Below are 26,584 nucleotides of genomic sequence, written 5' to 3' on the forward strand. Positions count from 1 at the left end.
TTAGCCCTTTCCCGACAAACCGCAGTGTATTAGGCCTGTACCGCACGGCGCAGACGAAAACCAAAAACGTTGATATACAGACCGCCCATCACCAGCACTGCGCCTGCCAGCTGCAGGGCCGATAAGGTTTCGCCCAACAGAATTGCCGCGCTCGCCATGCCGACGACCGGCACCAGCAGCGACAGCGGCGCGACGCGCCAGGTTTCATAGCGCCCCAGCAGTGAACCCCAGATGCCGTAGCCGATGATGGTCGCGACAAACGCCAGATAGACCAGCGATAGCAGCGTGGTGGTATCAATACTCACCAGGCTTCGCAGCATCAACGCCGGGCCGTCGAACACCAGAGAAGCAATCATAAACGGCACAATCGGAATTAAGGCGCTCCATACCACCAGCGACATCACCGCCGGTCGCGAGCTGTGCTGCATGATTTTTTTGTTGAAGATATTGCCACAGGCCCAACTGAACGCCGCCGCCAGTGTCAGCACAAAGCCCACCAGCGGAATGTGCTGACCATTAAGACTCGATTCGATCAACACCAGCACCCCCAGTACCGCCAGCGAAATGCCGACCAGCTGTTTTGATTGCAGCCGCTCGCCAAAGACACCCGCGCCGAGAATAATGGTGAAAAAGGCCTGCGCCTGTAATACCAGCGATGCCAGCCCGGCAGGCATGCCGAATTTGATGGCGCAAAACAGAAAGGCGAACTGACCGAAACTGATCGTCAGCCCGTAACCCAGCAACAAACGCAGCGGAATGTTGGGCCGCGCGACGAACAAAATTGCCGGGAACGCCACTAACACAAAGCGTAAACCTGCCAACATCAACGGCGGCATACTGTGCAGGCCAACTTTGATCACCACAAAATTCAGCCCCCACGCCACGACCACCAGCATTGCCAGCAGTACATCTTTACGCGTCATTCTTCGCCCCTGTAGTTTCAACTTTTGTAAAAAAGTTACGTTAACGTAAAAAATAGTACAGCGACAGATCATTAAATTCGGTAGGTCAGTTTAGGCATTTGTCGCTAAATCAGCCGTTGTACATAGCGGTTTATGCATGTTATTGCTGTATACATCACAAAAAACTATAACAACCAGCATGTCGGGCAAAACATGACCACACCACAAACACGATCCACCGTCGCACTACTGGCGTCCTCTCTGTTATTAACCATTGGTCGCGGCGCAACGCTGCCGTTTATGACCATCTATCTTAATCGCCAGTACGGCATGGCCGTCGATCAGGTCGGTTATGCCATGTCCGTCGCGCTGACTATCGGCGTTGTCTTCAGCCTTGGTTTCGGCATGCTGGCGGATAAGTTCGATAAAAAACGCTATATGTTGCTGGCGATCGTCGCCTTTATCACCGGTTTTGCTGCCATCCCGCTGACGCATCACGCCGGGCTGGTTGTGCTCTTTTTCGCCCTGATCAACTGCGCTTATTCGGTCTTCTCCACGGTGCTGAAAGCCTATTTTGCCGATACGCTCACGCCGACGGCGAAAGCGAAGGTCTTTTCGCTTAACTACACCTTTCTCAACATCGGCTGGACCGTCGGCCCGCCGCTGGGCACGCTGCTGGTGATGCAAAGTATTAATCTGCCATTCTGGCTGGCGGCTGTCTGCGCAGCATTCCCACTGGTCTTTATCCAGTTTTTTGTCCGCCGCGTGGCCGTGGGCAGCGGCATGGAGCCTGCGGTTCCCTGGTCGCCATCGGTGCTGCTGAAAGACAAAGCGCTCGGCTGGTTTACCCTCTCGAACCTGCTTGCTTCCTTCGTGTGCGGCTCTTTCGCCTCCTGCCTTTCCCAGTACGTGATGGCCGTAGCGGACAGCGATTTTGCGGAAAAAGTGGTGGCCGTCGTGCTGCCGGTCAACGCCGCTATCGTGGTTTCGCTGCAGTACGCTGTCGGGCGCAAACTGACCGCGACCAACCTGCGTCCGCTCATGGCGTTCGGCACACTTTGCTTCGTGGTGGGGCTGGTGGGATTTATGCTCTCCGGCAACAACTTATGGTTGTGGGGGCTCTCCGCCGCGGTATTTACGCTGGGCGAAGTGATTTATGCGCCAGGTGAATATTTGCTGATCGATAACATCGCGCCGCCGGGGATGAAAGCCACCTATTTTTCCGCCCAGGCGCTGGGCTGGCTGGGTGCGGCGATGAACCCGCTACTGACCGGGATCATTCTCACCACCCTGCCTGCCTGGTCACTGTTTGTGATCCTGATCGTCACCATTGGCATAGCATGGCTGATGCTGGTGAAAGGGATGCAGGTACGGCAATGGGGCGCGGTGCCAGCGCAATAAATAGCAGGTGCCTGATGGCGGCCACGCCATCAGGCACTCACAACGCTTTACCGACTCACCACACTTGTGCGGCGATATTTGTCACCAGACGCACTTTGTCCCACTGCTGCTCCGGCGTTAGTGAGTTGCCCTCTTCGGTGGAAGCAAAACCGCACTGCGGGCTAAGGCAAATCTGGTTGATATCCACATATTTTGCCGCTTCCGCGATACGCGCTTTCACCCCTTCCGGGTTTTCCAGCTCGCCGTTTTTAGTGGTAATAAGCCCCAACACCACCTGCTGTTTACCCGGACGAACGAAGCGCAGCGGTGCAAAATCCCCGGAACGATCGTTGTCATATTCAAGGAAGAAAGCATCAACATTGACGCTGCCGAACAGCACTTCTGCCACCGGCTCGTAGCCGCCTTCGGAAATCCAGGTCGAACGGAAATTGCCGCGGCAGACATGCAACCCGATGGTCAGATCCTCCGGCTTACCTTCCAGCGCTTTATTGAGTACGCGGGCATAAATGCGCGCCAGTTCATCCGGATCGTCACCGCGTTCGCGGATCTGGCGACGCTGATCGTCAGAACACAGATAGGCCCAGACGGTGTCATCCAGTTGCAGATAACGGCAACCGGCGGCATAGAAAGCATGAATGGCATCGCGCCAGGTGGTCGCCAGATCGTCAAAATAGGCATCCAGTTGCGGATAGACGGTCGCATCAATATCTTTACGCCCGCCGCGGAAATGCAGCACGCTCGGGCTGGGGATGGTCATCTTCGGCTGCGCGTTGCCGCTGATGCTTTTCAGATAGCGGAAATCATTCAGCATTGGGTGATCGCCAAAACGCAGTTTGCCGGTGACACGTACGCCGTGGGCTTTGGTTTGTACGCCGTTAAACTGAATACCTTTCTCCGAATCGTAACGCTCAACCCCTTCCAGCCCGTCGAAGAAATCAAAGTGCCACCAGGCGCGACGAAACTCCCCGTCCGTCACCACATGCAGACCACAGGCGCACTGCTGTTCAACCACATGACGGATGGCCTCATCTTCGACACTGCGCAACTGCTGTGCGGTGATCTCGCCCTGCGCAAACTGCTGGCGGGCATTTTTGATGGCATCCGGTCGTAAGAAACTGCCGACTACGTCTGCGCGGAAAGGGGCATGATGTCGCTGCATGGTTATTCTCCTCGAACGCCGAAGCAGATGATTACCCGGCGTGATAATTCATTATTTGAATTTTTAGCCTTCTGGATGGCTAAATGTCCAAATAAAATGTCACACCGGGCAGAGTGCAGCAACAGAGAAAATTTCACCATACATGAGAGAGTTTCATGATGACGTAATGAAGATGAAAAAAGCGGACTAGAAATCCGCTTCGCTCTGCCCGCTGGCGAAGGCATAACCTTCATCTTCCCAGCCGGTGATGCCACCGATCATGATTTTGACCGGTAGTCCCAGCCGCGCCAGTTTCAGCGCCGCGCGATCGGCACCGTTGCAGTGCGGCCCGGCACAGTACACTACAAACAGCGTCTCCGACGGCCAGGCGGCCATGCGTTCGGCAGTCATCATGCTGTGCGGCAGATGCAACGCGCCGGGAACGTGACGACGAGCGAAGGCATCCGGGCTGCCAACCACATGCAGCAGGACAAAATCTCTGTCGTCATGGGTGATCGCGTCATGCACATCGGCGCAATCTGTTTCAACGCTCAGGCGGCGCAGAAAATGGCTGGTGGCTTGTTCAGGGGATGCGACGGGAAAATCAGTAACGTAGCTCATCGTGCTTTCTCCTTGTTTGTGTTAACAGTAATCTAACCAAAACAGGACAACTTAGCTGCACCGTTCTATGCCAGATAACACCAGGATAATGACAACATTACGACATCCCCCCGCACCGCACCGTGTTGTTGCCCTCGCTTATGATGGGCTTTGCACCTTTGAGTTTGGCGTCGCGGTGGAGATCTTCGGTCTGCCGCGCCCGGAAATGGGCGATAACTGGTACCACTTCGCCGTTGCGGCAGTGGATGCCGGAGAACTGCGGGCGACCGGCGGTATTCGCGTAACGGCTGAAGGCGGGCTGGAGCTGCTGGCCGACGCGCAAACCATTGTCGTGCCCGGCTGGCGCGGCGCAGAGGCGCCCGTTCCGGCTGATTTGTGCGCTGCGCTCCAGCAAGCCTGGCAACGGGGTTGCCGCATTATCTCCATCTGTTCCGGGGTGTTTGTGCTGGCGGCGGCGGGCCTGTTAAACGGGCGCAAAGCCACCACCCACTGGCGTTATACCGATGGGCTGCGCGAGCGCTATCCGGCCATTGTGGTGCTGGAGGATGCGCTCTATTACGACGAAGGGAATGTGATGACGTCCGCGGGCAGCGCGGCGGGGATTGATCTCTGCCTGCACGTGGTCCGTGAGGATTTTGGTCTTGAGGCGGCGAACATGGTCGCCCGGAGACTGGTGGTTCAGCCACATCGCGATGGTTCGCAGACGCAGCAGCTTATCCGCCCGGTCGCCCGCACGCGCGAGAGCCGCCAGTTGGGGCTGCTGTTTGATTTTCTCCACCAGCAACTTGCGGAAAATCATACCGTGGCATCACTGGCGCAACGGGTGGGCATGAGCCCGCGCACCTTTTTACGCCGCTTTCAGGAATCGACAGGCACCACGCCGGCACGCTGGATTTTACAGGCGCGGTTGCAGCGCGCTCAGACGCTGCTTGAACAAACACGCATGCGTATTGATCTGGTCGCCGGGCAGGCAGGATTTGGTAATGCCGCGTTGCTGCGCCACCATTTTCATCAGCAATATGGCATCTCCCCGGCGATGTACCGCAAGAAATTTGCCGAAACAGCGAAATAACGCGCGCCATTCAGGCTTTATTGAGGTTCACCAGGTTATTATCTCTCCATCGCGGCTAAATAATTAAGGTAAGAGAGGCAAGTTGGTTAATTAGATGGAGGTTTAAAATGATGGCAAATATGCATGTCTTTATGGCAGTACTGGGAGTGATTCTTTTTTCCGGATTCCTTGCTGCTTATTTTAGCCACAAATGGGACGACTGATGAACAGCGATAATCCCCCACCGGGAAGGCCCCTTGCGTAAATGCGTGAGGGGCCTTTTTCGTTATGCCCCAAAAAAAACCGCCGTATCGGCGGTCAATGCTTGCATGGATAGTTTTGTATTATTCTGCACGTTCACTCAACGGGATGGGTAAACGCCGTGCTGACTACACTAGCAGTTACTGCCTCAATGAAGGTTAAACAAAGCTGAACTGGCGATAAAAAAAGCGCCAGCGAAACGTTTTGCTATTGAAATTATTGAAGATATATCTTTCAGCGCAATAAGAATATGTTAACGTCGAATCACCACTTCACAGACCGGAGGGGTTATTCCCAATCTCAAATTTCAGTGCCCGGTTTGCAGCAGTCAAAAGTTTTTATTCACCACATTCTGCCAGGAGCGGCAACAGCCGCATGGCGCAATTTGCTCAGTATGTGGAACAAGACTGACGGCAAGAACCTGTATATCTACGCCACGCCGCAGACGCTGGCCTAAACCGGTAATGTAAATGGGCCTCGTTGAGGCCCTTTTGATTTTTATATTTTGCATACTGCATGATAATTCAGGTAACTGCACAAACTACCCGCATTTTATTTTCCGCTATTTGCACGAAACGCTAACGTTCAATTCTGGCTGCGACATGGCGTAAAAAAAACCGCCCTCAGGCGGTCGTTAATTAATAAAATTTCCGGATAGCCTGTTCGGTTTCCTGTTGGCTCACCAGATCGGAGAAACGGGCAACCAGGAAGGTCTCGCCATCCAGTTCCCAGGGCTCAATCGGGATTTCGAGAAATGAGCTTTGCTCATTTTTGAATGTGACCGATTTTGCGTTGTCTTCCACGGTCACGTTTTCAACCTTACCACCGGCGCGTATTACCACTACATTTTTGGTCATGTCGGTTACCTCAGTTGCTCAAATTTGATTCGACATTAGCACAGTCACTGTCTGAATGCCTGGGTTATGCCACAGAATGTTAACGTTCAAATCAGGTCCTTTAATTTGGCTTAATGAACGACATAACGCCACGGTAGTAAATGTGAGGTAGCCCACACTTTAACAACTGAGTGGGCTAAAAGCGGCAATTAACGCAGTGAAAAGAGAGGAAAGTAAAAAGCCAGAGGCCCGATGATGCAGGCCTCTGGCTGAGGAGTTTACGGTGATGCCGGGTGCCTCCCGGTGAGTTCGCGCCAGCCCACGAAACCCGCGATACCCCAAAAAGGTTTGACTGGTTGCCCCTCCGCGCAGGGGGATTCATCACCATCTGTTACGGTATTTCTCACGTGGAAACAGGTCAATAACCCTGCGGGTTATGTAACTTTTTAAAGCATTTCCGCCCGTGATTAATCACTTAACCCGCGATTTTTCAGCATCGGCTCGATCTGCGGATCGTGGCCGCGCCATTGCCGATAAAGTTCACCGAGATCGCTACTGTTGCCGCGCGACAAGATGGCTTCGCGGAATCGTTGCCCATTTTCACGGGTTAAACCGCCCTGCTCCACAAACCACTGATAGCCGTCATCGGCCAGCATCTGCGTCCATAAATAGGCGTAATAGCCAGCCGCATAACCGCCACCAAAAATATGCGCGAAATAGCTGCTGCGATAGCGCGGCGGAACAGCCGCCAGATCGAGCCGCTCCTTGCGAATAGCTTCACGTTCAAACTCATCGACATCATTCACCCCTGCGCCATCGGCCAGCGCATGCCAGTTCATGTCGAGCAGCGCCGCGCTCAGCAGTTCCGTCATGTCGTAACCTTTATTGAACTGGGTGGCTTGCAGCATTTTCTCGCGCAGCGCCTCCGGCATCGGCTCGCCGCTCTGATGATGGCGGGCGTAGTGAGCGAAAACCTGCGGCTGGCTGGCCCAGTGCTCATTGATTTGCGAAGGGAATTCAACGAAATCGCGCGGCGTATTGGTGCCGGAAAGCGTGGCGTAACGCTGGCTGGCAAATAGCCCATGCAGCGTGTGGCCAAACTCATGGAACAACGTAATCACTTCATCCCACGTCAGCAACGCCGCCTGCCCTGCGGCCGGTTTCTGGTAGTTACAAACGTTATAGATCACCGGCTGCGTGCCATTCAGCGTCGATTGTTCAACAAAATTGCCCATCCACGCGCCGCCGCTTTTTGAGTCGCGGGCGTAGTAATCGCCGTAAAACAGCGCCAGACCGCGGCCATCAGCATCGAAAATCTCCCACACGCGCACATCCGGATGATAAACCGGAATATCAAAACGCTCGCTGAACCGAATACCAAACAGCTCGCTCGCTGCCCAGAACACCCCGTCCGTGAGCACAGAGTTCAGGGCGAAATAGGGTTTTATTTGCGATTCATCCAGCGCATATTTCGCCAGACGAACCTGCTCGGCATAGAACGCCCAGTCCCAGGCCTGCGCGGTAAAGCCACCCTGCTGGGTGTCAATCATCTGCTGAATGTCAGCCAGTTCCCGCTCGGCACGCGCGCGCGCGGCAGGCGCGATATCGCGCATAAATGTCAGTGCAGCCTGCGGCGTACCGGCCATCTGATCGGCGATCTTCCAGCTGGCGAAGTCGTTAAAACCCAGCAGTTTCGCCTGCTGCGCGCGAAGCTGCACCAGACGCAGCACTATCGCGCGGGTATCATTGGCATCCCCTCGCTGTGTGCGCAGCCAACTGGCGGTAAACAGATTTTCGCGGGTCTGGCGATCGCGCAGCGCAGCGAGCGCCGGTTGCTGAGTGGTATTGAGCAGAGAGAGCAGCCAGCGGTTTTCCAGCCCTTTCGCCTTCGCCGCTTCGGCGGCCGAGGCGATCTCTTCGGCACTTAAGCCATCGAGTTGATGGACATAATCCACCACCAGCCCGCCCGCTTTATCTGCGGCCAGCAAACGCTGGTTAAACTGGCTGGTCAGCGCCGCCGCTTCGGTATTCAACGCTTTCAGCGTCGTTTTATCTTCTGCGCTCAGCGTCGCGCCTGCGAGGACAAACTTCTGATACGTCGTTTCGACAAGGCGCAACGATTCTGCATCCAGCCCCAGCGCTTCACGTTGATGCCATACGCTTTCCACGCGGGCAAACAACGCATCATCAAGGTAAATATCGTTTGCCAGTTCCGCCAGCTCCGTGGAAAACGCCTCATCAAGTTGCTGTAAAAAATCGTTGGTATGCGCGGAAGTCATGGCGAAAAAGACGCTGGTCACCTGATTCAGCAGGTGGCCGCTCTGCTCCAGCGCCAGCAGCGTATTGTCAAAATCGGCGGCAGCCGGGTTCGCCGTAATGGCGGCGATCTCCGCGCGCTTTTGCCGTACGCCTTCGTCAAACGCCGGGCGATAGTGTTCATCAGTAATCACATCAAACGGTGGCGCCTGATACGGCAGCGGGCTTGCAGAGAAAAAGGGATTGGTAACCGACATGTTTCGCTCCTGAACACAGTGAATCTTTTCAGAGTAGGCATCCGCTGCGCGCATCGCAATCATTTCTCTCTCTGTTGCCGCACAAGCGTGCGTTTTTTGCCACACTGTAAGGTGGGATAACTTGTGTTACCGCAAACATGCGGTCATGCTAGGGTTCAACACCACAAAAAGCGTTGAGGAACAGTGAGATGATTATTCTGGTTACCGGGGCAACGGCAGGTTTTGGCGAAGGTATCACACGCCGTTTTATTCAGAACGGCCACAAAGTGATCGCCACAGGTCGCCGTCAGGAACGTTTACAGGAGCTGAAAGACGAGCTGGGGGATAACCTCTACATCGCGCAACTGGACGTTCGCAACCGTGCGGCAATTGACGAGTTGATGGCTTCCTTGCCAGCACAGTGGCGAGACATTGATGTGCTGGTCAACAATGCCGGTCTGGCGCTGGGCCTTGAGCCCGCTCATAAAGCCAGCGTTGATGACTGGGAAACGATGATCGACACCAATAACAAAGGCCTGGTTTATATGACCCGCGCGGTACTGCCGGGCATGGTGGAACGTAATCGCGGCCATATCATCAATATCGGTTCAACGGCGGGGAGCTGGCCGTATGCAGGTGGCAACGTCTACGGCGCGAGCAAAGCGTTTGTGCGTCAGTTCAGCCTTAACCTGCGTACCGATCTGAGCGGTACGGCAGTGCGGGTGACCAATATTGAGCCAGGTCTGGTCGGCGGTACGGAGTTTTCGAATGTGCGCTTTAAAGGCGATGACGCTAAAGCGGGAAAAACCTACGAGAATACCACTGCGCTGACGCCTGAAGATGTGACCGAAGCGGTCTGGTGGGTGGCGACGTTGCCGAAGCATGTCAACATCAACACCCTGGAGATGATGCCGGTAAGCCAGACGTATGCGGGATTAAGCATTCACCGTCAGGGTTAAATTTCCCACCCGGCCTGCGGGCCGGGTATGGGATGTACCGTAAATAAATGGTATGGTAGCCGGGTTAACCCTTTAAAAAGTAAGAGCGAATGGCCGCTGAAACGCAACTCAACCCTACACAGCCCGTAAATCAACAAATTTACCGCATTCTACGGCGGGATATTGTGCATTGCCTGATCCCACCGGGTACGCCGTTGTCGGAAAAAGAGGTGTCGGTGCGTTTCGACGTTTCGCGCCAGCCGGTGCGTGAAGCCTTTATTAAGCTGGCGGAAAACGGCCTGATCCAGATCCGCCCGCAGCGCGGCAGTTACGTTAACAAAATTTCCATGACGCAGGTGCGTAATGGCTGCTTCGTGCGCCAGGCTATCGAATGCGCCGTCGCCCGCCGCGCCGCCACGCTGATTGATGACAGTGCCTGCTATCAGCTTGAGCAAAACCTCAACCAGCAGCGCACCGCCATCGAGCGCAAGCAACTGAATGATTTTTTCGAGCTGGATGACAATTTCCACCAGAAGCTGGCGCTGATCGCCGATTGCCAGCTGGCATGGGATACCATCGAAAACATCAAAGCCACCATCGACCGCGTACGCTATATGAGCCTTGACCACGTTTCGCCGCCGGAAATGCTGCTGCGCCAGCACATGGATATCTTTTCCGCACTGGAAAAACGTGACCCTGACGCAGTCGACCACGCCATGAGCCTGCACTTGCAGGAGATCAGTGAATCAGTAAAAACCATTCGCCAGGAAAATCGCGACTGGTTCAGCGAGGATTAACGTCCTCGCCGGTCACAGACATCTGAGGGTGAGCCACCCTCACCGGTAGCTCACCGCTCTCCTTTCAGATACCTCTCGCGTTAGCGTTTAAACCGGCATTCCGGTGACCGGCGCCGGCTCACGGCGGGATTCGCCTTTGCTCAGGTTGTACCGATCAACAGTGTCAAACATCTCGGTAAAAAGCGCGTCATCCTTTCGCGCCCAGAACGTATCCTGATCCTCGCCGCCCCAGATCTCATGAGTATGACAGGCGAACTCCAGTAAGCCGGAGTGATGCGGCGTGAAATCGATACGCTTCTGCGTCTCCTGCGGGACAATATTCTGATAGAAAAGCACAACTTCACACTCGCAGCCTTTCGCGTTGTACAACGACAACAGTTCATTCAGATGAGCTCTTAGCAGTGCAAGATCGGAATCCGCCGTGACGCGGTGATGATAAAGGAAGACAAAATTTTTATTTCCTCGCCAGGCGAGCTGACGCTCAATACGCCGTTTGAATGTCTGCTTATCAGCGGAAATGCTGAGGGGATCGTGATGGGTGAATTCAAATCCCAGCATATGTCTTTCACTGTACTGGCCAACGCAATGCTTATAGTAGGTGGAGCGTACAACAGAGTGGTCGCCATCAGGAAAATGTTGCAGATGCGTTTTGTCCAGTAAATTCTGGTAATTATCTTTTTCCATCTGAAGAATATATTCTATATTAGATCGCCCGGAGGAAAAAATAGAACTGAACGATTTCCTGTTGTGCCGACGAAGGATATCATCAGGCAGGCAATTTTCTCCAAGGGAAATCCAGTACACATCCGAATCACCGCTATGACGATATTTCCATTTCTTGCGCAGATGCGTAATTGTGCGTTTAAGCGACTTAAGATGATTTCTCACCTGTTGCTTGACAACCTCACTTTTCATTATGCCATCCCCATTCCGTATCGTTATAACACCATTAAAATGAAGCGATAAAACATCTCGCATTCATTAAAATTACCATCAAGATCAATGATTTAAAATAAAACTATCTTATAAAAGACGTTCATACTCTTCGCCTGTTTGTTAATAAACAGACGACATTAAATGAAATAATTTCAATTCGTGATAATTCCAGATATATCTTTATTCTGTTGTTACTTACAGTAAGTTCAGTACAGAATAGCCAGCGATAAATTATGCTGTCGACCTTCATCACTTGCCGACAAAAACCAGGCTTCCCGCACTCTTCTGTCGCTTCATTTTTATTTAAAAACGATCGCCATATTTTATTCAAAAGAAACCCGGCGCAGGATTCCACTGCGCTAAAAATAGAAAACGCGAAACAGTCTCTAACATATCGTTACAGAGTGTACGCGTTATCGCGCGGCAGGTAATAATCAGGAAAATCTTAAAAGCTTTTTATCATTAATGAATGAAAATAGAAGCGGGGAAATAAACGCGCGGTTTTTACCTATATCCGGTTGATTTAAGGTGTTTGTCATTGCGTGATGCCAAACATTTTTTCAGCAAAAAAGTGTGATGTTGATCAAAAACAAAAACTTGTCATCTCAGAAGCGTATTTATAAGGCGTCCGTAGCGGGGACATCTTCTGCCCCGTTTCGTTTTTTGGATATCAACAAGGAGAAACCACCATGGTGACTTATGATCGTAACCGTAATGCGATTACTACCGGCAGCCGCGTAATGATTAATGGCACGGGCCGTACCGGCAAAATCATTGCGATTCACGCAGCCGGGCTGGACGCCGCACAACTGCGCCGCAGTAAAACGGTAGAAGTGGAAGGTTGTGAAGGTAAATTCGAACCGGTTGAACTGATCCGTCTTGGTCTGCACTAAATGGTGAAAATGCCCGTATAACGGCAAAAAAGAATGCCGCCCCGGCGGCATTCTTTCGACGATTTACAGCGCAGCGGCGTATTCTGCCACCGTCGCTTTCGCCCCTTTCTCCAGCAGTGAACGATACGCATTCTGTACCTGCGCCACAAAAGCCGCTTCTTTCGGCAGTTCGTTGCCAAAAATCGCTTCGATGCCCAGCAGAGCCTGCACGCGCACTTCACCTTCCGCGCTTGCGTTAACGGCGCCCTGAATCACCGTCAGCAGCGGATCGCACACTTCGATCGCCTGACCTTGTTCATCAATACCGCCGACGTAGCGCATCCAGCCCGCCACACCCAGCGCCAGTAGTGCAAAGGAATCCTGATGCGCTAAATGCCAACGTACGGAATCGAGCATACGCTGCGGTAATTTCTGGCTACCGTCCATCGCGATCTGCCAGGTACGGTGGCGCAGCGCAGTGTTGCTGTAACGCGCAATCAGCAGATCGGCGTAACGCGCAAGGTCAACGCCCTTCACTTTCAGCGTTGGCGCCTGCTCTTTCAGCATCAGCGCGTGCGCCGCACGGCGATAGTTATCGTCGTCCATGCATTCGTTGATGTGCTGATAACCGGCCAGGTAGCCCAGATAAGCGAGGAAGGAGTGGCTGCCGTTCAGCATACGCAGTTTCATCTCTTCAAACGGCACGACGTCGGCAACCAGTTCGGCGCCCGCTTTTTCCCATGCCGGACGCCCCGCGACAAAGTTATCTTCAATCACCCACTGGCGGAACGGTTCGCAGGCCACACCGGCCGGATCGCGCACGCCGGTAAGCTGTTCGATTTTATCCAGCGTTTCAGCCGTTACCGCCGGAACAATACGGTCCACCATGGTCGACGGGAACGTCACGTTGGCGTCAATCCAGTCTGCCAGCTCCGCATTCACTGCACGGGCATAAGCGCACACCACATTGCGGGTAACGTGGCCGTTTTCCGGCATGTTATCGCAGGACATCACACTGAATGCCGCCAGCCCTGCCGCTTTGCGACGCGCCAGCGCTTCCACCACCACGCCAACTGCGGATTTCGGCTGCTGCGGGTTTTGCAGGTCGCCAACGATTAACGGATGATCGAGCATCAGTTCGCCAGTCGCCGGTGAGTGGCAATACCCTTTTTCGGTAATGGTCAGCGAGACAATCGCCACCTGCGGCTCGCACATGGCGGCCAGCACAGTTTCCAGGCCATCAACCTGCGCGTGAAGAGCGCGTTTCACCACGCCAACCACCCGCGCTGTCCACGCGTCGGCAGACATTTCCGCCACGGTGTACAAATTATCCTGCTGTTTGAGGTCGGCAATCTGCTGCTCACCGCCAATCAGATTGACTTCGCAATAACCCCAGTCGCTGCCATGCTCTGCAGCCAGAATATCCGCATACACCGACTGGTGAGCACGGTGAAAAGCGCCAAACCCCAAATGCACAATGCGTGGAACCAGTTTGTTACGATCGTAAGTAGGTAACGTGGCTTTCGCCTTTAATAGCCTGTTTTCCATGGTGGGACTCATCTTATTAAGTGAAACAGTGGTTCAATAGATTACGGGCTGTCGCAAATCAGACGTTGATTTACGACAGCATTTGCGGACTACACTAACTAGAATGGTAACCAAATGTGTCAAAATTCTTTTAAATTACCCCTGGCTCAGCGTTCACTTCCGGTAATCGATAAGGCGTTTCAGATATAGTTACGGTTTCCCACCGGTTGAGTCACAGCACGCGGTTCAGCCGCGTCTTGCAGAATATTCAAATCGCGATCGCGCACTTCCGGCATCAGTACGGCGGAGAGCAAACCAATCAGCGAGTAGGCCACCAGCATGACGACTATCGGCCACCAGGAGCCGGTCATATTGCAGAAGATCCCTGCCAGTACTGGCCCGAATCCGACAGCCACCAGCCCACCTGCCTCTTTCGAAATGGCCATCCGCGTGAAGCGGTTACGTGAGCCAAACATCTCCGCCATGGTGATATTTTCCAGCGCGAATAACCCGAGCACGGCAACGTTATGAATGACGATGATCGACAGCATAATCACGCCAGGGTTGTAGCTCTTATCGACGATGATCGCCATCATCGGGTACGCGAGAATGATCGCCGAAATACACAGGCAGATATAGGGTAAACGGCGCCCCACTTTGTCGGACAGCCAGCCCAAAAACGGAATGGTAAGAAAGCCAACAATCGAACTGATCATCAGGGCATCGGTCGGAATGCGTTTTTCGAACAGCAGGGTTTGTACCAGGTAACCCGCGAGGAAAGTCTGGATTAACCCGGAGTTACCGGCCTGACCAAAGCGCAAACCGGTCGCCAGCCAGAAAGTTTTGCTGCTGAACATCGCGCCCAGCCCAATTTCCGCACTTTGGCTTTTCGGCGCATGTGCGCCTTCGTGCACCTTCTCAAAGACCGGGCTTTCTTTCAGGTTCAAACGCAACCAGATGGCGAAAATCATCACTACCACACTGGCGATAAACGGCACCCGCCAGCCCCAGGCCAGCAGTGCTTCGCGATCCAGCGCGAAGAACATTACCGCCCAGATCGCCGTTGCGCTCAGCGTGCCGCAGTTGGTCCCCATCGCGACCAGTGAAGAGATAATGCCGCGTTTCCCTTTCGGCGCATATTCCGCCAGCATGGTTCCGGCACCGGATATTTCCGCGCCTGCGCCAAGGCCCTGAATAATGCGCAGTGTTACCAGCAGTACCGGCGCAAAAATACCGATCTGCGCATAGGTCGGTAACACGCCAATCAAAGTGGTACAAATACCCATCATCGTGATGGTGATGAACAATACTTTTTTGCGGCCGATACGATCGCCCATTTTACCGAAGATAAACGCGCCGATAATGCGCGCCACATAACCCGCTCCGTAGGTTCCCATCGCGAGGATCAGCGCCATTGCCGCCGATTGCTCCGGGAAGAAGATCTCATGAAAAACCAGCGCCGCACCCAGCGAGTAAAGCTGGAAATCCATAAACTCAAGCGCGGTACCCAGCCAGCCGGAAACCGCGGCTTTCACCAGATCTGAGGTTGTTCTTTCAGCGTTAACTTGCGTCATAATGGCTATCTCGAAAAAGAAGTATGCGTACCGCTCAACCGCATTTTTCGTTGTAATTAATTGAACGTTAATAAGACCTTACAGCAGTGCCGCTGATCTTTTTCAAACAGTTCAATCGCATCTGTGACATGTTGATAGTCAAATTTATGCGTCACTAACTTCGTCGGATCGATCAGGGCGCGAGCCAGCCAGTCGATCACCACCGGGAATTTGCCCGCGTTAAGACGCGAAGAGAAAATAGACAACTCTTTACCTGTGATGCCCTGCTGGATTATCTGGCTGGGTTCGCTGGAAAATCCCATGATCACAATACGCGCGGCCGGAGAGGCCAGCGCAATCGCCTCCTGTAGAATGGATGGATGACACGCCGCATCAACAATCAGGGTCGGTTTAATGCCCTGCTCTGCCAGCGGTTCCGCCAACGGTTGCTGGCTGTTGTTAATCACCCAGTCCGCGCCATTGCGCTGCGCCATTGCCAGACGCTCTTCAATACGATCGGCAACAATCACCTGCTGCACGTTGTAGACATTTTTCAGCGCTTGCAGCGTGGTTAATCCCATTGGCCCTGCGCCATAGATCAGCGCAATGTCTTTCTCTGTTGGGTTCACCTGGCCTGTGACGTTAGCTGCGATGGTAAACGGTTCGATCATTACCGCATTCTCATCCGGGATTGCCGCCGGAACGGCCCAGGCGTTGCGCGCCGGAACAGTGGCGTATTCGCTGAAACCGCCGTCGCGATGCACACCCAAAACCACCAGTTCGTTGCAGACATTCGGTTTGCCAACGGAGCACGGATAGCAATGACCGCAGCTGATCACCGGGTCAACCACCACGCGTTCTCCCACTCTTTCCGCCGACACACCTTCACCGACGGCATCGATCAGACCGTAGAATTCGTGGCCGATGACGCGCGGGTATTTGGCGAACGGGTTGTGTCCGCGATAGATGTGGCTGTCGGAGCCGCAGATCCCGGCGAGTTTGACCTTCACGCGCACCTCACCGGCGGCGGGTTGCGGCAAAGGGCGTTCAGCGAGCGTTAATTGGTTGGGTTGTTCAATCACCACACTTTTCATTTTGCTTTCCTCTGTTACCAGTTCCACAACGTGCCATCTTCCAGCCGCGCGACCGGCAGATACGCGGGATCGTAGGGGTATTTCGCCGCCAGTTTTTCGTCAAAGCCAATGCCCAGACCGGGTTGATCGCCAGGGTGCATATAGCCTTGCTCAAAGCGCCAACTGTGCGGGAAAACTTCCAGCATCTGTTCGGAGTAACCCATATATTCCTGCACACCAAAGTTGGGCACCCACAGATCAAAATGGAGGGCTGCCGCATGGCAAATAGGTGAAAGATCTGACGGGCCGTGCGAGCCAGTACGTACCTGATACAGCGAGGCGAAATCCGCAATGCGCCGCATACCCGTAATGCCACCGGCATGAGTGATCGTGGTGCGGATATAGTCGATCAGCTGTTCTTCAATCAGTTGCTTGCAATCCCAGATACTGTTGAACACTTCGCCAACGGCAATAGGGGTAACGGTGTGTTGGCGGATCAAGCGGAAGCACGCCTGATTTTCAGCCGGGGTGGGATCTTCCATCCAGAACAGGCGAAAAGGTTCGATGCTTTTACCAAAACGCGCGGCTTCAATTGGCGTCAGACGGTGGTGCATGTCATGCAGCAGATGTTCGTCGAAACCGAATTTACTGCGCACGGCGTCAAACAGTTTCGGCGTGAAATCGAGGTATTTTTCCGTCGACCAGAGCTGCTCTTCCGGCCACTGGCCTTTGGTGGCCGGTTCATACGCCTGGCCTTTGCCTTTTGCCATGCCGTAGGTGGTTTTCATTCCCGGCACGCCGCACTGCACGCGGATGGCTTTAAACCCCATCTCTTTATGCCGCGCGTAATCTTCCAGCACCTCATCAATGGTGTGGCCGGTGGTGTGGCAATAAACCATCACCCCTTCACGGGAAGCGCCACCAAGCAACTGGTAGAGCGGCATATTGGCGGCTTTGGCTTTAATATCCCACAGCGCCATATCAATGGCGGAGATAGCCGACATGGTCACCGGACCGCGCCGCCAGTAAGCGCCTTTGTAGAAAAACTGCCAGATATCTTCAATGCGCTGCGCGTCACGGCCAATAAGTTGCGGGCACAAATGATCTTTCAGGTAGGAAGCAACGGAGAGTTCGCGGCCATTCAGCGTGGCGTCACCAAGGCCGACGATCCCCTCTTCGGTGGTGATTTTTAATGTGACAAAGTTGCGCCCCGGGCAGGTAACAAAGACATCAGCGCCAGTGATTTTCATGCGGGTTTCCTTGCATCGACGTAATGTGATGCGGAAAACTTACGCAATCAGGCAACTACCATACAAGTATAATGATCAAGAAATACGCAATCGATCACAATATATTAACGATTAGTTAAGTACGTCCCCATCCGGCGACAATGATTAACATACCGCATATCGCGACAACGGCACCCAGCCAGTCATAAAGACTCAGCTTCACGCCATCCACCACGCGCAGCCAGATAAGCGCCGTGCACACATACACTCCGCCGTAAGCCGCATAAACGCGCCCGCTGGCCGCCGGATGCAGTGTTAACAGCCAGACAAACATCACCAACGCCAGTGCCGCAGGCACCAGCAGAAACGGCGTCGCGCCGCGTTTTAACCACAGCCAGGGCAGGAAACAACCCAGGATTTCGCACAGCGCGGTAGCAAAAAAAAGCAGCGTTGTTTTGAGCATTTCTGGCACTATTATTCAGGATTGGTTGAACCATCATACCCGATAATGTTCTGAGAGTGAGCGCCGCCCCAGTATGCTGGCAGCCTGAGATCGCATAGAATAGAGAGATGTGGGCTACCCGTTTCTCCCTCAATTTAAGGATATCGCAATGACAACTACACTTAGCAAACGCCTGTGCCTGACCGCAATGCTGACGCTGGGTGCCATCGTGTACACCACCTCCGCAATGGCAGAAACCAACCGTCTGATTATCGAATCGGGCGACAATGCACAAACCCGTCAATCTGCGGAGATGGAAAAAGAGCAATGGAATGACACCCGTACGTTGCGTCATAAAGTGAACAAACGCGTTGAAAAAGAGTGGGATAAAACCGACGTGGCGTTTGACGCACAGGATAACTGCCAGAAAAGCAGCAACTTTAACGCGTACTGGGAACCCAATACCCAGCGCTGCCTCGATCGTCGTACCGGTCGTCAAATTCAGTAATTTCACCGGGCGCGCACCGCGCCCGCTTTCTGCCTGCAGAAAAACTTAAGTGACGCAGCTATACCGCTCAGCTTCATCCTCCCCTGCGCTTCGCCCACCGCCTGATAACTTTTCGTAGGCCCTACCTGGGGTACGGATGAGGCTCACGCGAAACCGGATATCAGGCAAAACCCTTGCCAGTTCTCATATTATGAAAGAAACAGCAGGTGAAGAGTCAGTCCCGCAACCGCGCAACCGGCGATGACATGCGTTACTTTTGCTTTAAAGCGAAACAGAGCAATTGCCGCAGCCAGCGCAATCAGGGCCGCCGCCCAGTCGAGGTTGCCAGCAAACCCTTTCGGCCATAGCACATGATAACCAAAGAACAGGGCAAGGTTGAGAATGACGCCGACGACGGCCGCTGTTATCGCCGTGAGTGGCGCGGTGAATTTGATATCGTTGTGGGTTGTTTCAATAAAAGGTCCACCAGCAAAAATAAACAAGAAAGAAGGCAGGAAGGTGAACCAGGTAACCAGTATTGCGGCAACCACACCTCCGAGGAAGAAATGATCCGGCCCAAACACGGTATTGGCATATCCGCCGACAAATCCGACAAAGGCGACAACCATAATTAAAGGACCGGGAGTGGTTTCTCCCAACGCCAGACCATCGATCATCTGGGTAGGGGTTAGCCACTGATAATTAACGACTGCCCCCTGATAAATGTAAGGCAGTACGGCGTAAGCCCCACCAAAGGTGAGAAGCGCCGCTTTGGTAAAGAACCAGCCCATTTGCGTTATGGTATGTTCCGGGCCCAGGGTGAGATAAAGCGTCCCCATAGGGAGCACCCACAAAAGAGCGCCAGCAATCACTATCCACATCAACCGTGACCATTTGAAAACGGCATGTTCCGGTGTCGGGGTATCATCATCAATCATGGCGGAGCCATAAGATTTGTCGGTTCCGGCATGCGCGCCGCCACCCTTGAACCTCTCCGGGGAGAAACGCCCGCCGATGAAACCAATGAGCGCGGCCGACAAGACAATAATCGGGAACGGGATATTTAAAGCAAAGATCGCCACAAAAGCGGCTGCGGCAATGGCCCACTGAGTATTGTTGCGTAACGCTCTGGTACCGATGCGATGCGCCGCCTGTACGACAATCGCGGTGATCGCGGGTTTAATGCCATAAAATAACCCCATGACGACAGGCAGGTCGCCCCAGGCGATATAAATCCAGGAAAGCGCGATTAACACCAACAGTGAAGGCAGAACAAACAATGTGCCAGCCACGATACCGCCCCTGCTACGATGCATCAGCCAGCCAATATACGTTGCCAACTGCTGCGCTTCAGGCCCTGGTAGGACCATGCAGTAGTTCAATGCGTGCAGAAAACGTTGTTCTGAGATCCAGCGTCGGTTTTCCACCAGTTCCTGATGCATGATGGATATTTGCCCTGCCGGGCCGCCAAAACTGATAAACCCCAGCTTCAGCCAGAATAGAAATGCTTCCCGGAAACTGACGTGATGAGGAGTTTCTGTATCGGCCATAGCGAGCGATGGGCTTTTACTCATGGTGTGCTGATCCCATTTGGTAAGTCATTAACAGGCCGTCAAACAGCATAGATGCTGTCTCCAGCAACTTGTCATCGTCCGTAATGTTCTTCAGTGATACGCTCAACGCCAGCCGCCCCTGGGGGCTGAACTCCGCCAGTATCCAGGTAATCAGATTATTTTGAAATAAAACCAGTGATGATTACGCGCCCCTAAACAACTGTCTCAGGGACTCATTGCCATAACGGTCATGAACCGCCTGCCGCCACCGCGCCGTAAGCGCGGCGGGGAACTGCATCAATAATAGGAGATGGTATTTTTGATGCTGTATTTGTGGGTAACCTGCGGGGAAGCGCTCAGATCGACAACCTCCAGCGTGCAGCTCAACGGATTGTCGTGGCTGTCGTAGTCGCAAGCCTGTTTCACGCTGCCGAGCGGCTTGTCATTCAGCGTGCTGAGCGATGTGTAATCGAGTTTTTTCCGTTTGTCTTTGGAAGGCGTCGAGGCCACTGTCAGATGCTCGTCCTTCGAGGTCGTGGATTTGCCCAGCGGGTAACCTTCCTCATCGTAACGGTATTTCACTTCCATCTCTTTCCCGGTCGCCAGCACGACAAAACCGTTGTCATCGGTGTCCCACGTCACGCCCGCCGCCGGAAACTCAGCTAACTGGCATTTACCCTGCAAGCGCAGCCGCTTCTCTTTTGTTTCCGCGTCGAGGTAATAATTGGCATCCAGCACCAGCGCGACGCCGCTGTTGTTCTCCAGATCGTGCAGTTCCAGCGTATCGAAACAGCCCTCTTTCGACATCGTTCCGCTGACGCGTTTTGTTACTTCGCCCTTCTCATTTAACAGCGTCTGGCTGAACTCTTTCACCGGGCCACGCAACGGATCAAAATCGAATTCATTGGAGAAGCTCGCCATCTCTGGCGTAAACGATACCGGTCCCTTCGCGTCATCACATCCGGCGAGCAGTGCTGCCACAGCGATGAGCAATAGCTGTTTTTTCAATGGGTTCACCACATTTTTCTTCTGGATTGCGCTTATCTTAGCAAAATCTTTACATAGTCGGGCAAACACTTATTTGTCTTACGGCCTAAAACCTGCCAACGAATACACGCTGCCCACCAAATTTAGTAGCCGGAGCGGTCATAAAACGGCGGCGGTTATGTGTGCCGCCGCAGATAACGTTACTGCCGCATCAGCGATCGCATCGTCAGATAATTCAGAGATTTATCCGGCCCTGACGCGGAAACTGCTAAGCTTACTGCGGGCAAAACTGAAGGAGATGAGAATGCAATATTCACGTTGGTTATGTGCATTACTGCTGGCGGGCGCGGTTCCTGCCTTTGCTGCGCCCGATTCATGCGAGCGGGTCAAGGCGGATATCCAGCAGCGCATCATTAATAACGGCGTCCCGGAATCGGGATTCAGCCTGACAATTGTGCCGAATGACCAGGCAGACCAGGCCGGTTCGCAGGTGGTGGGCCACTGTGCGAATGACACCTACAAAATTCTCTACACCCGCAACAGCGGCGCCACCCCGCAGAACGATCAGGGCGCCGGTACGCAATAAAATATAATCCCCCTGAATATTAGGGGGATTATCCCGCAGTTGATCGTGGTTAAAACTTATCCCCCCCAAATGGTTACCATAAACACTTCATTAGCCTGCTTCTAATATGAGCGGTTAATTTCTTTTTATTATAAATAATAATGGAGTGAGCTATGTCCGACATTGAACACCAGGGGGGGATCAGCCGACGAACGTTGGTGAAATCTACTGCGCTGGGATCGCTTGCACTCGCAGCGGGTGCAATCTCCCTTCCTTTCGGCATGCGCTCCGCTGCAGCCGCCGTACAACAAGCCATGCAACCCGCGCCCGATAAAGTCGTCTGGGGCGCCTGCTCGGTAAACTGTGGCAGCCGCTGCGCCCTGCGTTTACATGTGCGCGATGACGAAGTGTACTGGGTGGAAACCGATAATACCGGCGATGATATTTACGGTAACCACCAGGTCCGCGCCTGCCTGCGCGGGCGTTCGATTCGCCGCCGCATCAATCATCCCGATCGTCTTAACTACCCGATGAAGCGCGTGGGCAAACGCGGTGAAGGCAAGTTCGTGCGCATTAGCTGGGACGAAGCTCTCGATACGATTGCCAACAGCCTGAAAGGCGTGGTGCAGAAATACGGTAACGAAGCGGTTTACATTAACTACTCTTCCGGCATCGTCGGCGGCAACATTACCCGCTCTTCACCTTCCGCTTCGGTCATTGCCAGGCTGATGGCGCTATACGGCGGTTTCCTTAAACAGTACGGCACTTACAGCACTGCGCAAATCTCCTGCGCGATGCCTTATACCTACGGCTCCAACGACGGCAACAGCACCTCGGATATTGAAAACACCAAACTGGTGGTGATGTTCGGCAACAACCCGGCGGAAACCCGTATGAGCGGTGGCGGCATCACTTACTTTCTTGAACAGGCGCGCGAACGCTCGAATGCGCGGATGATTGTTATCGATCCGCGCTATACCGATACGGCTGCCGGACGTGAAGATGAGTGGGTTCCGATTCGTCCGGGTACCGATGCCGCATTGGTCGCAGGGATGGCATGGGTATTGATCAGCGAAAACCTCGTCGACCAGCCGTTCCTCGATAAATATTGCATCGGTTACGATGAGAAAACCCTGCCCGCCGATGCGCCTGCCAACAGCCACTACAAAGCGTATATTCTCGGTCAGGGCGATGATGGTATTGCCAAAACGCCGCAGTGGGCGTCGCGTATTACCGGTATTCCGGCCGATAAAATTATTAAGCTGGCGCGGGAAATTGGCAGCGCCAAACCGGCCTATATTTGTCAGGGCTGGGGGCCGCAGCGTCAGGCCAACGGCGAGTTGACTTCGCGTGCCATCGCCATGCTGCCGATCCTCACCGGTAACGTGGGCATTAACGGCGGCAACAGCGGCGCGCGTGAATCCACTTACACTATTACCATCGAACGTATGCCGATGCCGGAAAACCCGGTGAAAACGTCGATCTCCTGCTTTACCTGGACGGATGCCATTGCCCGCGGCCCGGAAATGACCGCCAAACGCGATGGTGTGCGTGGTAAAGATAAACTCGATGTGCCGATCAAATTCATCTGGAACTACGCCGGTAACACCATCACCAACCAGCACGGCGATATCAACCGGACTCACGACATCCTGCAGGACGAAAGCAAGTGCGAAATGATTGTGGTCATTGAGAATTTTATGACCTCTTCGGCAATGTATGCCGACATTCTGCTGCCGGATCTGATGACCGTTGAACAGGAAGACATTATTCCGAACGACTACGCAGGGAATATGGGCTATCTGATCTTCCTGCAGCCGGTCACCGCACCGAAATTCGAGCGCAAACCGATCTACTGGATTACCAGCGAAATCGCCCGTCGTCTGGGGCCGGATATCTACCAGAAGTTCACCGAAGGCCGCACCCAGCAAGAGTGGCTGAAGTATCTGTACGCCAAAATGGTCGCCAAAGATCCGCAGTTGCCTTCCTATGAAGAGCTCAAAGCGATGGGGATTTATAAGCGCAAAGATCCGAACGGACACTTTGTCGCCTATAAAAAATTCCGCGATGATCCGGTTGCTAACCCGCTGAAAACGCCCTCTGGAAAAATTGAAATCTACTCCAGTCAACTGGCGAAAATCGCCAACAGCTGGGAGCTGGAGAAAGACGAAGTCATCAGTCCACTGCCGGTTTACGCCTCAACCTTTGAAGGCTGGGACGATCCGGCGCGGGAAAAATTCCCGTTGCAACTGTTCGGGTTCCACTACAAAGCCCGCACGCACTCCAGCTACGGCAACATCGATGTGCTGAAAGAGTCCTGCCGCCAGGAAGTGTGGATCAACCCTATTGATGCCGAGCGTCGTGGTATCAAGCATGGCGACATGGTGCGCGTCTTTAATGAGCGCGGCGAAGTGCGCATTGCGGCGAAAGTAACACCGCGCATCATGCCGGGCGTCAGCGCCATGGGCCAGGGCGCCTGGCACCGGGCCAACATGGAAGGAGACCGTGTCGATCATGGTGGCTGCGTGAATACGCTAACCACCCACCGCCCGTCGCCGCTGGCGAAAGGCAATCCGCAGCACACCAACCTGGTCGACATTCAGAAGGTTTGAGGAGTAACCGATGACAACTCAGTATGGATTTTTTATTGACTCCAGCCGTTGCACCGGTTGCAAAACCTGCGAGCTGGCCTGTAAGGATTACAAAGACTTAACCCCGGACGTCAGCTTCCGCCGCGTGTATGAATACGCTGGCGGCAACTGGCAGGAAGATAACGGTATCTGGCACCAGAACGTCTTTGCCTACTACCTTTCGATCTCCTGCAACCATTGTGAAGATCCGGCCTGCACCAAAGTGTGCCCAAGCGGCGCGATGCATAAGCGTGAAGATGGTTTTGTGGTGGTGGACGAAGATGTCTGCATCGGCTGCCGCTACTGCCATATGGCCTGCCCCTACGGCGCGCCGCAATACAACGCCGCGAAGGGACACATGACCAAGTGCGACGGCTGCCACGATCGCGTCGCCGAGGGGAAAAAGCCCATCTGCGTCGAATCCTGCCCGCTGCGCGCGCTGGATTTCGGCCCAATCGAGGAACTGCGTAAACAGCACGGTTCGCTTGCTGCCATCGCCCCCTTCCCGGCTGCGCATTTTACCCGGCCGAATATCGTGATCAAACCTAACGCCAATAGCCGCCCGACGGGTGATACCACCGGCTATCTGGCCAATCCGCAGGAGGTATGAAATGGGAAACGGATGGCATGAGTGGCCGCTGGTACTGTTCACGGTACTGGGCCAGTGTGTGGCTGGCGGCCTGATTGTAAGCGGTATCGTCTGGATGAACGCCAACGACGATCGTATCGGGCAAGTGCGCATTGTACGCAGCCAGCTTCTCCTCTGGGTGCTGATGGGCGTGGGTTTTATCGCCTCGATGATGCACCTCGGCTCGCCGCTGCGCGCCTTTAACTCGCTAAACCGCGTCGGTGCGTCGGCGCTCAGTAATGAAATCGCCGCCGGTTCTCTGTTCTTCGCCGTCGGTGGTTTCTGGTGGCTGGTAAGCTGGCTGGGGAAAATGCCCGCCACCTTAAGCCGCATCTGGCTGGCGGTCAGCATGTTGCTTGGCGTGCTGTTTGTCTGGGCCATGACACGGGTCTATCAAATCGACACCGTGCCGACCTGGCATAACGGCTACACCACGGCAGCATTTTTTCTGACCATGCTGATGGGCGGCCCGCTGCTGGCCGCACTGCTGCTGCGTCTGGCGGGTATTCGTTTTCGCGCCTCGCGCTTCGCCGCGCTTAGCGTTGCGGCGTTTATCGCCAGCATTGCCGTAGTGATGCTGCAAAGCCAGCAACTGGGCGAGATCCACAGTTCCGTCCAGCAGGCGATCGCGCTGGTACCGGATTACGCTATGCTGCAAGTGGCGCGCCTGCTGCTGGTTGCGCTCGGTCTGGGCTGCTGGATCTGCCCGCTGGTGATGCGTAAACAGCCGCAGGTGCTTAGCCTGCTGCTTGGCATCGCGCTGGTCGCCGCCGGGGAAGTAATCGGGCGTGGTCTGTTCTATGGGCTGCATATGACCGTGGGCGTCGCCGTTGCCGGTTGATGATGTGCGCCGGATGGCCGTGCCTGATTCGGCCTGCGTGTTCCGCATGATGCGCAGGCCGGATAAACACCGCGCCATCCGGCAATTTTTCAGGATCAAACATGACTGACCTAACCGGTGAAAATTTTATCGTGACCGCCCGCGTTCTGGGCGCGCTGTTTTACTACCCGCCGCAGAGCGAGCAGTGCCAGCCGCTGATCGCCGCGTTCACACAGGGAGACTGGGCGAAACAGTGGCCGCTCCCGCAAACCGACCTTGCGCCGCTGGTGGCTGAGTTCGCCGCGCCCTGTGACGAACCGTTGTCTGAAGCCTGGCAGCGCCTGTTTATTGGCCCGTGGGCGCTGCCTGCGCCGCCGTGGGGTTCCGTATGGCTGGATAAAGAATCGGTGCTGTTTGGCGATTCCACGCTGGCGCTGCGCCAGTGGATGCGGGAAAACAATATCGCCTTCGACAGCCGGCAAAATGAGCCGGAGGATCACTTCGGCGCACTGCTGTTACTGGCGGCGTGGCTGGCTGAAGAGGGAAATAGCGACGCCTGCGAGCGGCTGCTGGCCTGGCATCTGCTGCCGTGGGCCGGGCGTTTCCTGACGGTCTTTACCAACGAAGCGCAGCATCCTTTCTGGTGCTCAGTTGGAAAACTGGCGCAGCTGACGCTGGCCAGCTGGCAATCGCGCTTGCTGATCCCGGTCGCACAAAAACCCTTGTTTCGTTAATCCCGACCCGGCGTAACTGCCGGGATTTCCACGCTTTGTCATCATATATATGTGACATTGTCACTTTAAACCGGTGCTTTTAAGACAATTCTTTACTTCCGGTTCGCAACC

The 26,584-nt window shown here is 54.2% G+C and carries 25 protein-coding genes; 12 read left to right on the forward strand and 13 right to left on the reverse strand.

Annotation, left to right across the window (positions count from 1 at the left end; all coding sequences use genetic code 11):
* Positions 1-29 precede the first annotated feature (29 nt).
* Positions 30-923, reverse strand: coding sequence for an O-acetylserine/cysteine exporter (gene eamA, locus CWM66_RS01335; protein WP_007374912.1), 894 nt, complete (start codon positions 921-923; stop codon positions 30-32).
* 192 nt (positions 924-1,115) lie between these two features.
* On the opposite strand from eamA, the gene ydeE reads away from it, so the two are divergent.
* A complete protein-coding gene (ydeE, locus tag CWM66_RS01340; protein ID WP_071921849.1) occupies positions 1,116-2,303 on the forward strand; it encodes an efflux MFS transporter YdeE in 1,188 nt (395 codons plus the stop codon).
* Between the two features lie 55 nt (positions 2,304-2,358).
* Here ydeE and CWM66_RS01345 read toward each other — a convergent pair whose 3' ends face one another.
* Both CWM66_RS01345 and CWM66_RS01350 read right to left on the reverse strand, forming a co-directional pair.
* Positions 2,359-3,462: a cobalamin-independent methionine synthase II family protein gene (locus CWM66_RS01345; protein ID WP_107146160.1), complete on the reverse strand. Its 1,104-nt coding sequence runs from the start codon at positions 3,460-3,462 to the stop codon at positions 2,359-2,361.
* A gap of 186 nt (positions 3,463-3,648) precedes the next feature.
* A complete protein-coding gene (locus CWM66_RS01350) occupies positions 3,649-4,062 on the reverse strand; it encodes a rhodanese-like domain-containing protein (protein WP_071920745.1) in 414 nt (137 codons plus the stop codon).
* Positions 4,063-4,129: 67 nt separating this feature from the next.
* Here CWM66_RS01350 and ftrA point away from each other — a divergent pair, with 67 nt between their 5' ends.
* Positions 4,130-5,134, forward strand: a complete 1,005-nt coding sequence (ftrA, locus tag CWM66_RS01355) for a transcriptional regulator FtrA (RefSeq protein ID WP_035885780.1) — start codon at positions 4,130-4,132, stop codon at positions 5,132-5,134.
* Between the two features lie 107 nt (positions 5,135-5,241).
* On the forward strand, positions 5,242-5,337 hold the full coding sequence (gene mgtS / locus CWM66_RS01360) for a protein MgtS (protein WP_035885781.1): 96 nt from the start codon (positions 5,242-5,244) through the stop codon (positions 5,335-5,337).
* A 675-nt stretch (positions 5,338-6,012) separates the two neighbouring features.
* On the opposite strand, the gene CWM66_RS01365 is transcribed toward mgtS, so the two are convergent.
* On the reverse strand, positions 6,013-6,231 hold the full coding sequence (locus CWM66_RS01365) for a hypothetical protein (protein ID WP_007374905.1): 219 nt from the start codon (positions 6,229-6,231) through the stop codon (positions 6,013-6,015).
* Between the two features lie 446 nt (positions 6,232-6,677).
* Positions 6,678-8,723: a peptidyl-dipeptidase Dcp gene (dcp, locus tag CWM66_RS01370; RefSeq protein ID WP_035885782.1), complete on the reverse strand. Its 2,046-nt coding sequence runs from the start codon at positions 8,721-8,723 to the stop codon at positions 6,678-6,680.
* Positions 8,724-8,911: 188 nt separating this feature from the next.
* Between dcp and ydfG the strand changes: the two genes are divergently transcribed.
* Together ydfG and CWM66_RS01380 are read left to right on the forward strand one after the other, a co-directional pair.
* Entirely contained in the window at positions 8,912-9,661 is a 750-nt protein-coding gene (gene ydfG / locus CWM66_RS01375; protein ID WP_071920743.1) for a bifunctional NADP-dependent 3-hydroxy acid dehydrogenase/3-hydroxypropionate dehydrogenase YdfG, read from the forward strand.
* Positions 9,662-9,750: 89 nt separating this feature from the next.
* The gene (locus tag CWM66_RS01380) at positions 9,751-10,437 is read left to right on the forward strand and encodes a GntR family transcriptional regulator (RefSeq protein WP_007374902.1); all 687 of its coding nucleotides are present in this window, start codon (positions 9,751-9,753) and stop codon (positions 10,435-10,437) included.
* Positions 10,438-10,524: 87 nt separating this feature from the next.
* Here CWM66_RS01380 and CWM66_RS01385 read toward each other — a convergent pair whose 3' ends face one another.
* Positions 10,525-11,415: a DUF1796 family putative cysteine peptidase gene (locus CWM66_RS01385; RefSeq protein WP_233218347.1), complete on the reverse strand. Its 891-nt coding sequence runs from the start codon at positions 11,413-11,415 to the stop codon at positions 10,525-10,527.
* A 647-nt stretch (positions 11,416-12,062) separates the two neighbouring features.
* Between CWM66_RS01385 and ydfZ the strand changes: the two genes are divergently transcribed.
* Positions 12,063-12,266 (forward strand): putative selenium delivery protein YdfZ, encoded by a 204-nt coding sequence (gene ydfZ, locus CWM66_RS01390; RefSeq protein WP_007374899.1) that lies wholly within the window; start codon positions 12,063-12,065, stop codon positions 12,264-12,266.
* A 63-nt stretch (positions 12,267-12,329) separates the two neighbouring features.
* On the opposite strand, the gene CWM66_RS01395 is transcribed toward ydfZ, so the two are convergent.
* From CWM66_RS01395 to CWM66_RS01415, 5 genes are all read right to left on the reverse strand, one after another.
* Positions 12,330-13,793: a mannitol dehydrogenase family protein gene (locus CWM66_RS01395; protein WP_107146162.1), complete on the reverse strand. Its 1,464-nt coding sequence runs from the start codon at positions 13,791-13,793 to the stop codon at positions 12,330-12,332.
* A gap of 179 nt (positions 13,794-13,972) precedes the next feature.
* Positions 13,973-15,346 (reverse strand): MFS transporter, encoded by a 1,374-nt coding sequence (locus CWM66_RS01400; RefSeq protein WP_107146163.1) that lies wholly within the window; start codon positions 15,344-15,346, stop codon positions 13,973-13,975.
* Between the two features lie 56 nt (positions 15,347-15,402).
* The gene (locus tag CWM66_RS01405; RefSeq protein WP_107146164.1) at positions 15,403-16,419 is read right to left on the reverse strand and encodes a Zn-dependent oxidoreductase; all 1,017 of its coding nucleotides are present in this window, start codon (positions 16,417-16,419) and stop codon (positions 15,403-15,405) included.
* A gap of 14 nt (positions 16,420-16,433) precedes the next feature.
* Positions 16,434-17,648, reverse strand: a complete 1,215-nt coding sequence (gene manD, locus CWM66_RS01410; RefSeq protein WP_072438704.1) for a D-mannonate dehydratase ManD — start codon at positions 17,646-17,648, stop codon at positions 16,434-16,436.
* A 115-nt stretch (positions 17,649-17,763) separates the two neighbouring features.
* On the reverse strand, positions 17,764-18,090 hold the full coding sequence (locus CWM66_RS01415) for a YnfA family protein (protein WP_035885789.1): 327 nt from the start codon (positions 18,088-18,090) through the stop codon (positions 17,764-17,766).
* 148 nt (positions 18,091-18,238) lie between these two features.
* Between CWM66_RS01415 and CWM66_RS01420 the strand changes: the two genes are divergently transcribed.
* Positions 18,239-18,577 (forward strand): DUF1283 family protein, encoded by a 339-nt coding sequence (locus CWM66_RS01420; RefSeq protein WP_007374893.1) that lies wholly within the window; start codon positions 18,239-18,241, stop codon positions 18,575-18,577.
* Between the two features lie 188 nt (positions 18,578-18,765).
* Here CWM66_RS01420 and chrA read toward each other — a convergent pair whose 3' ends face one another.
* Together chrA and CWM66_RS01430 are read right to left on the reverse strand one after the other, a co-directional pair.
* Positions 18,766-20,130, reverse strand: a complete 1,365-nt coding sequence (gene chrA / locus CWM66_RS01425) for a chromate efflux transporter (RefSeq protein WP_050998953.1) — start codon at positions 20,128-20,130, stop codon at positions 18,766-18,768.
* A gap of 276 nt (positions 20,131-20,406) precedes the next feature.
* Positions 20,407-21,117: a YnfC family lipoprotein gene (locus tag CWM66_RS01430; RefSeq protein WP_007374890.1), complete on the reverse strand. Its 711-nt coding sequence runs from the start codon at positions 21,115-21,117 to the stop codon at positions 20,407-20,409.
* 283 nt (positions 21,118-21,400) lie between these two features.
* Here CWM66_RS01430 and CWM66_RS01435 point away from each other — a divergent pair, with 283 nt between their 5' ends.
* The 5 genes from CWM66_RS01435 (at position 21,401) to dmsD (ending at position 26,473) form a co-directional block, all read left to right on the forward strand.
* The gene (locus CWM66_RS01435) at positions 21,401-21,682 is read left to right on the forward strand and encodes a DUF1161 domain-containing protein (RefSeq protein ID WP_035885791.1); all 282 of its coding nucleotides are present in this window, start codon (positions 21,401-21,403) and stop codon (positions 21,680-21,682) included.
* 152 nt (positions 21,683-21,834) lie between these two features.
* Positions 21,835-24,273 carry a selenate/tellurate reductase subunit YnfE gene (gene ynfE, locus CWM66_RS01440; RefSeq protein ID WP_007374888.1) on the forward strand — a complete coding sequence of 813 codons (2,439 nt, stop codon included), beginning with the start codon at positions 21,835-21,837 and terminating at the stop codon, positions 24,271-24,273.
* 10 nt (positions 24,274-24,283) lie between these two features.
* Positions 24,284-24,901 (forward strand): DMSO/selenate family reductase complex B subunit, encoded by a 618-nt coding sequence (locus CWM66_RS01445; RefSeq protein WP_035885793.1) that lies wholly within the window; start codon positions 24,284-24,286, stop codon positions 24,899-24,901.
* A gap of 1 nt (position 24,902) precedes the next feature.
* Positions 24,903-25,760, forward strand: coding sequence for a dimethyl sulfoxide reductase anchor subunit family protein (locus CWM66_RS01450; protein WP_035885794.1), 858 nt, complete (start codon positions 24,903-24,905; stop codon positions 25,758-25,760).
* A gap of 101 nt (positions 25,761-25,861) precedes the next feature.
* Positions 25,862-26,473 carry a Tat proofreading chaperone DmsD gene (gene dmsD, locus CWM66_RS01455; RefSeq protein ID WP_072438696.1) on the forward strand — a complete coding sequence of 204 codons (612 nt, stop codon included), beginning with the start codon at positions 25,862-25,864 and terminating at the stop codon, positions 26,471-26,473.
* The last annotated feature ends 111 nt before the right edge of the window (positions 26,474-26,584 follow it).

It is taken from the genome of Kosakonia sp. H7A (assembly GCF_003028445.1).
Classification (GTDB): domain Bacteria; phylum Pseudomonadota; class Gammaproteobacteria; order Enterobacterales; family Enterobacteriaceae; genus Kosakonia; species Kosakonia radicincitans.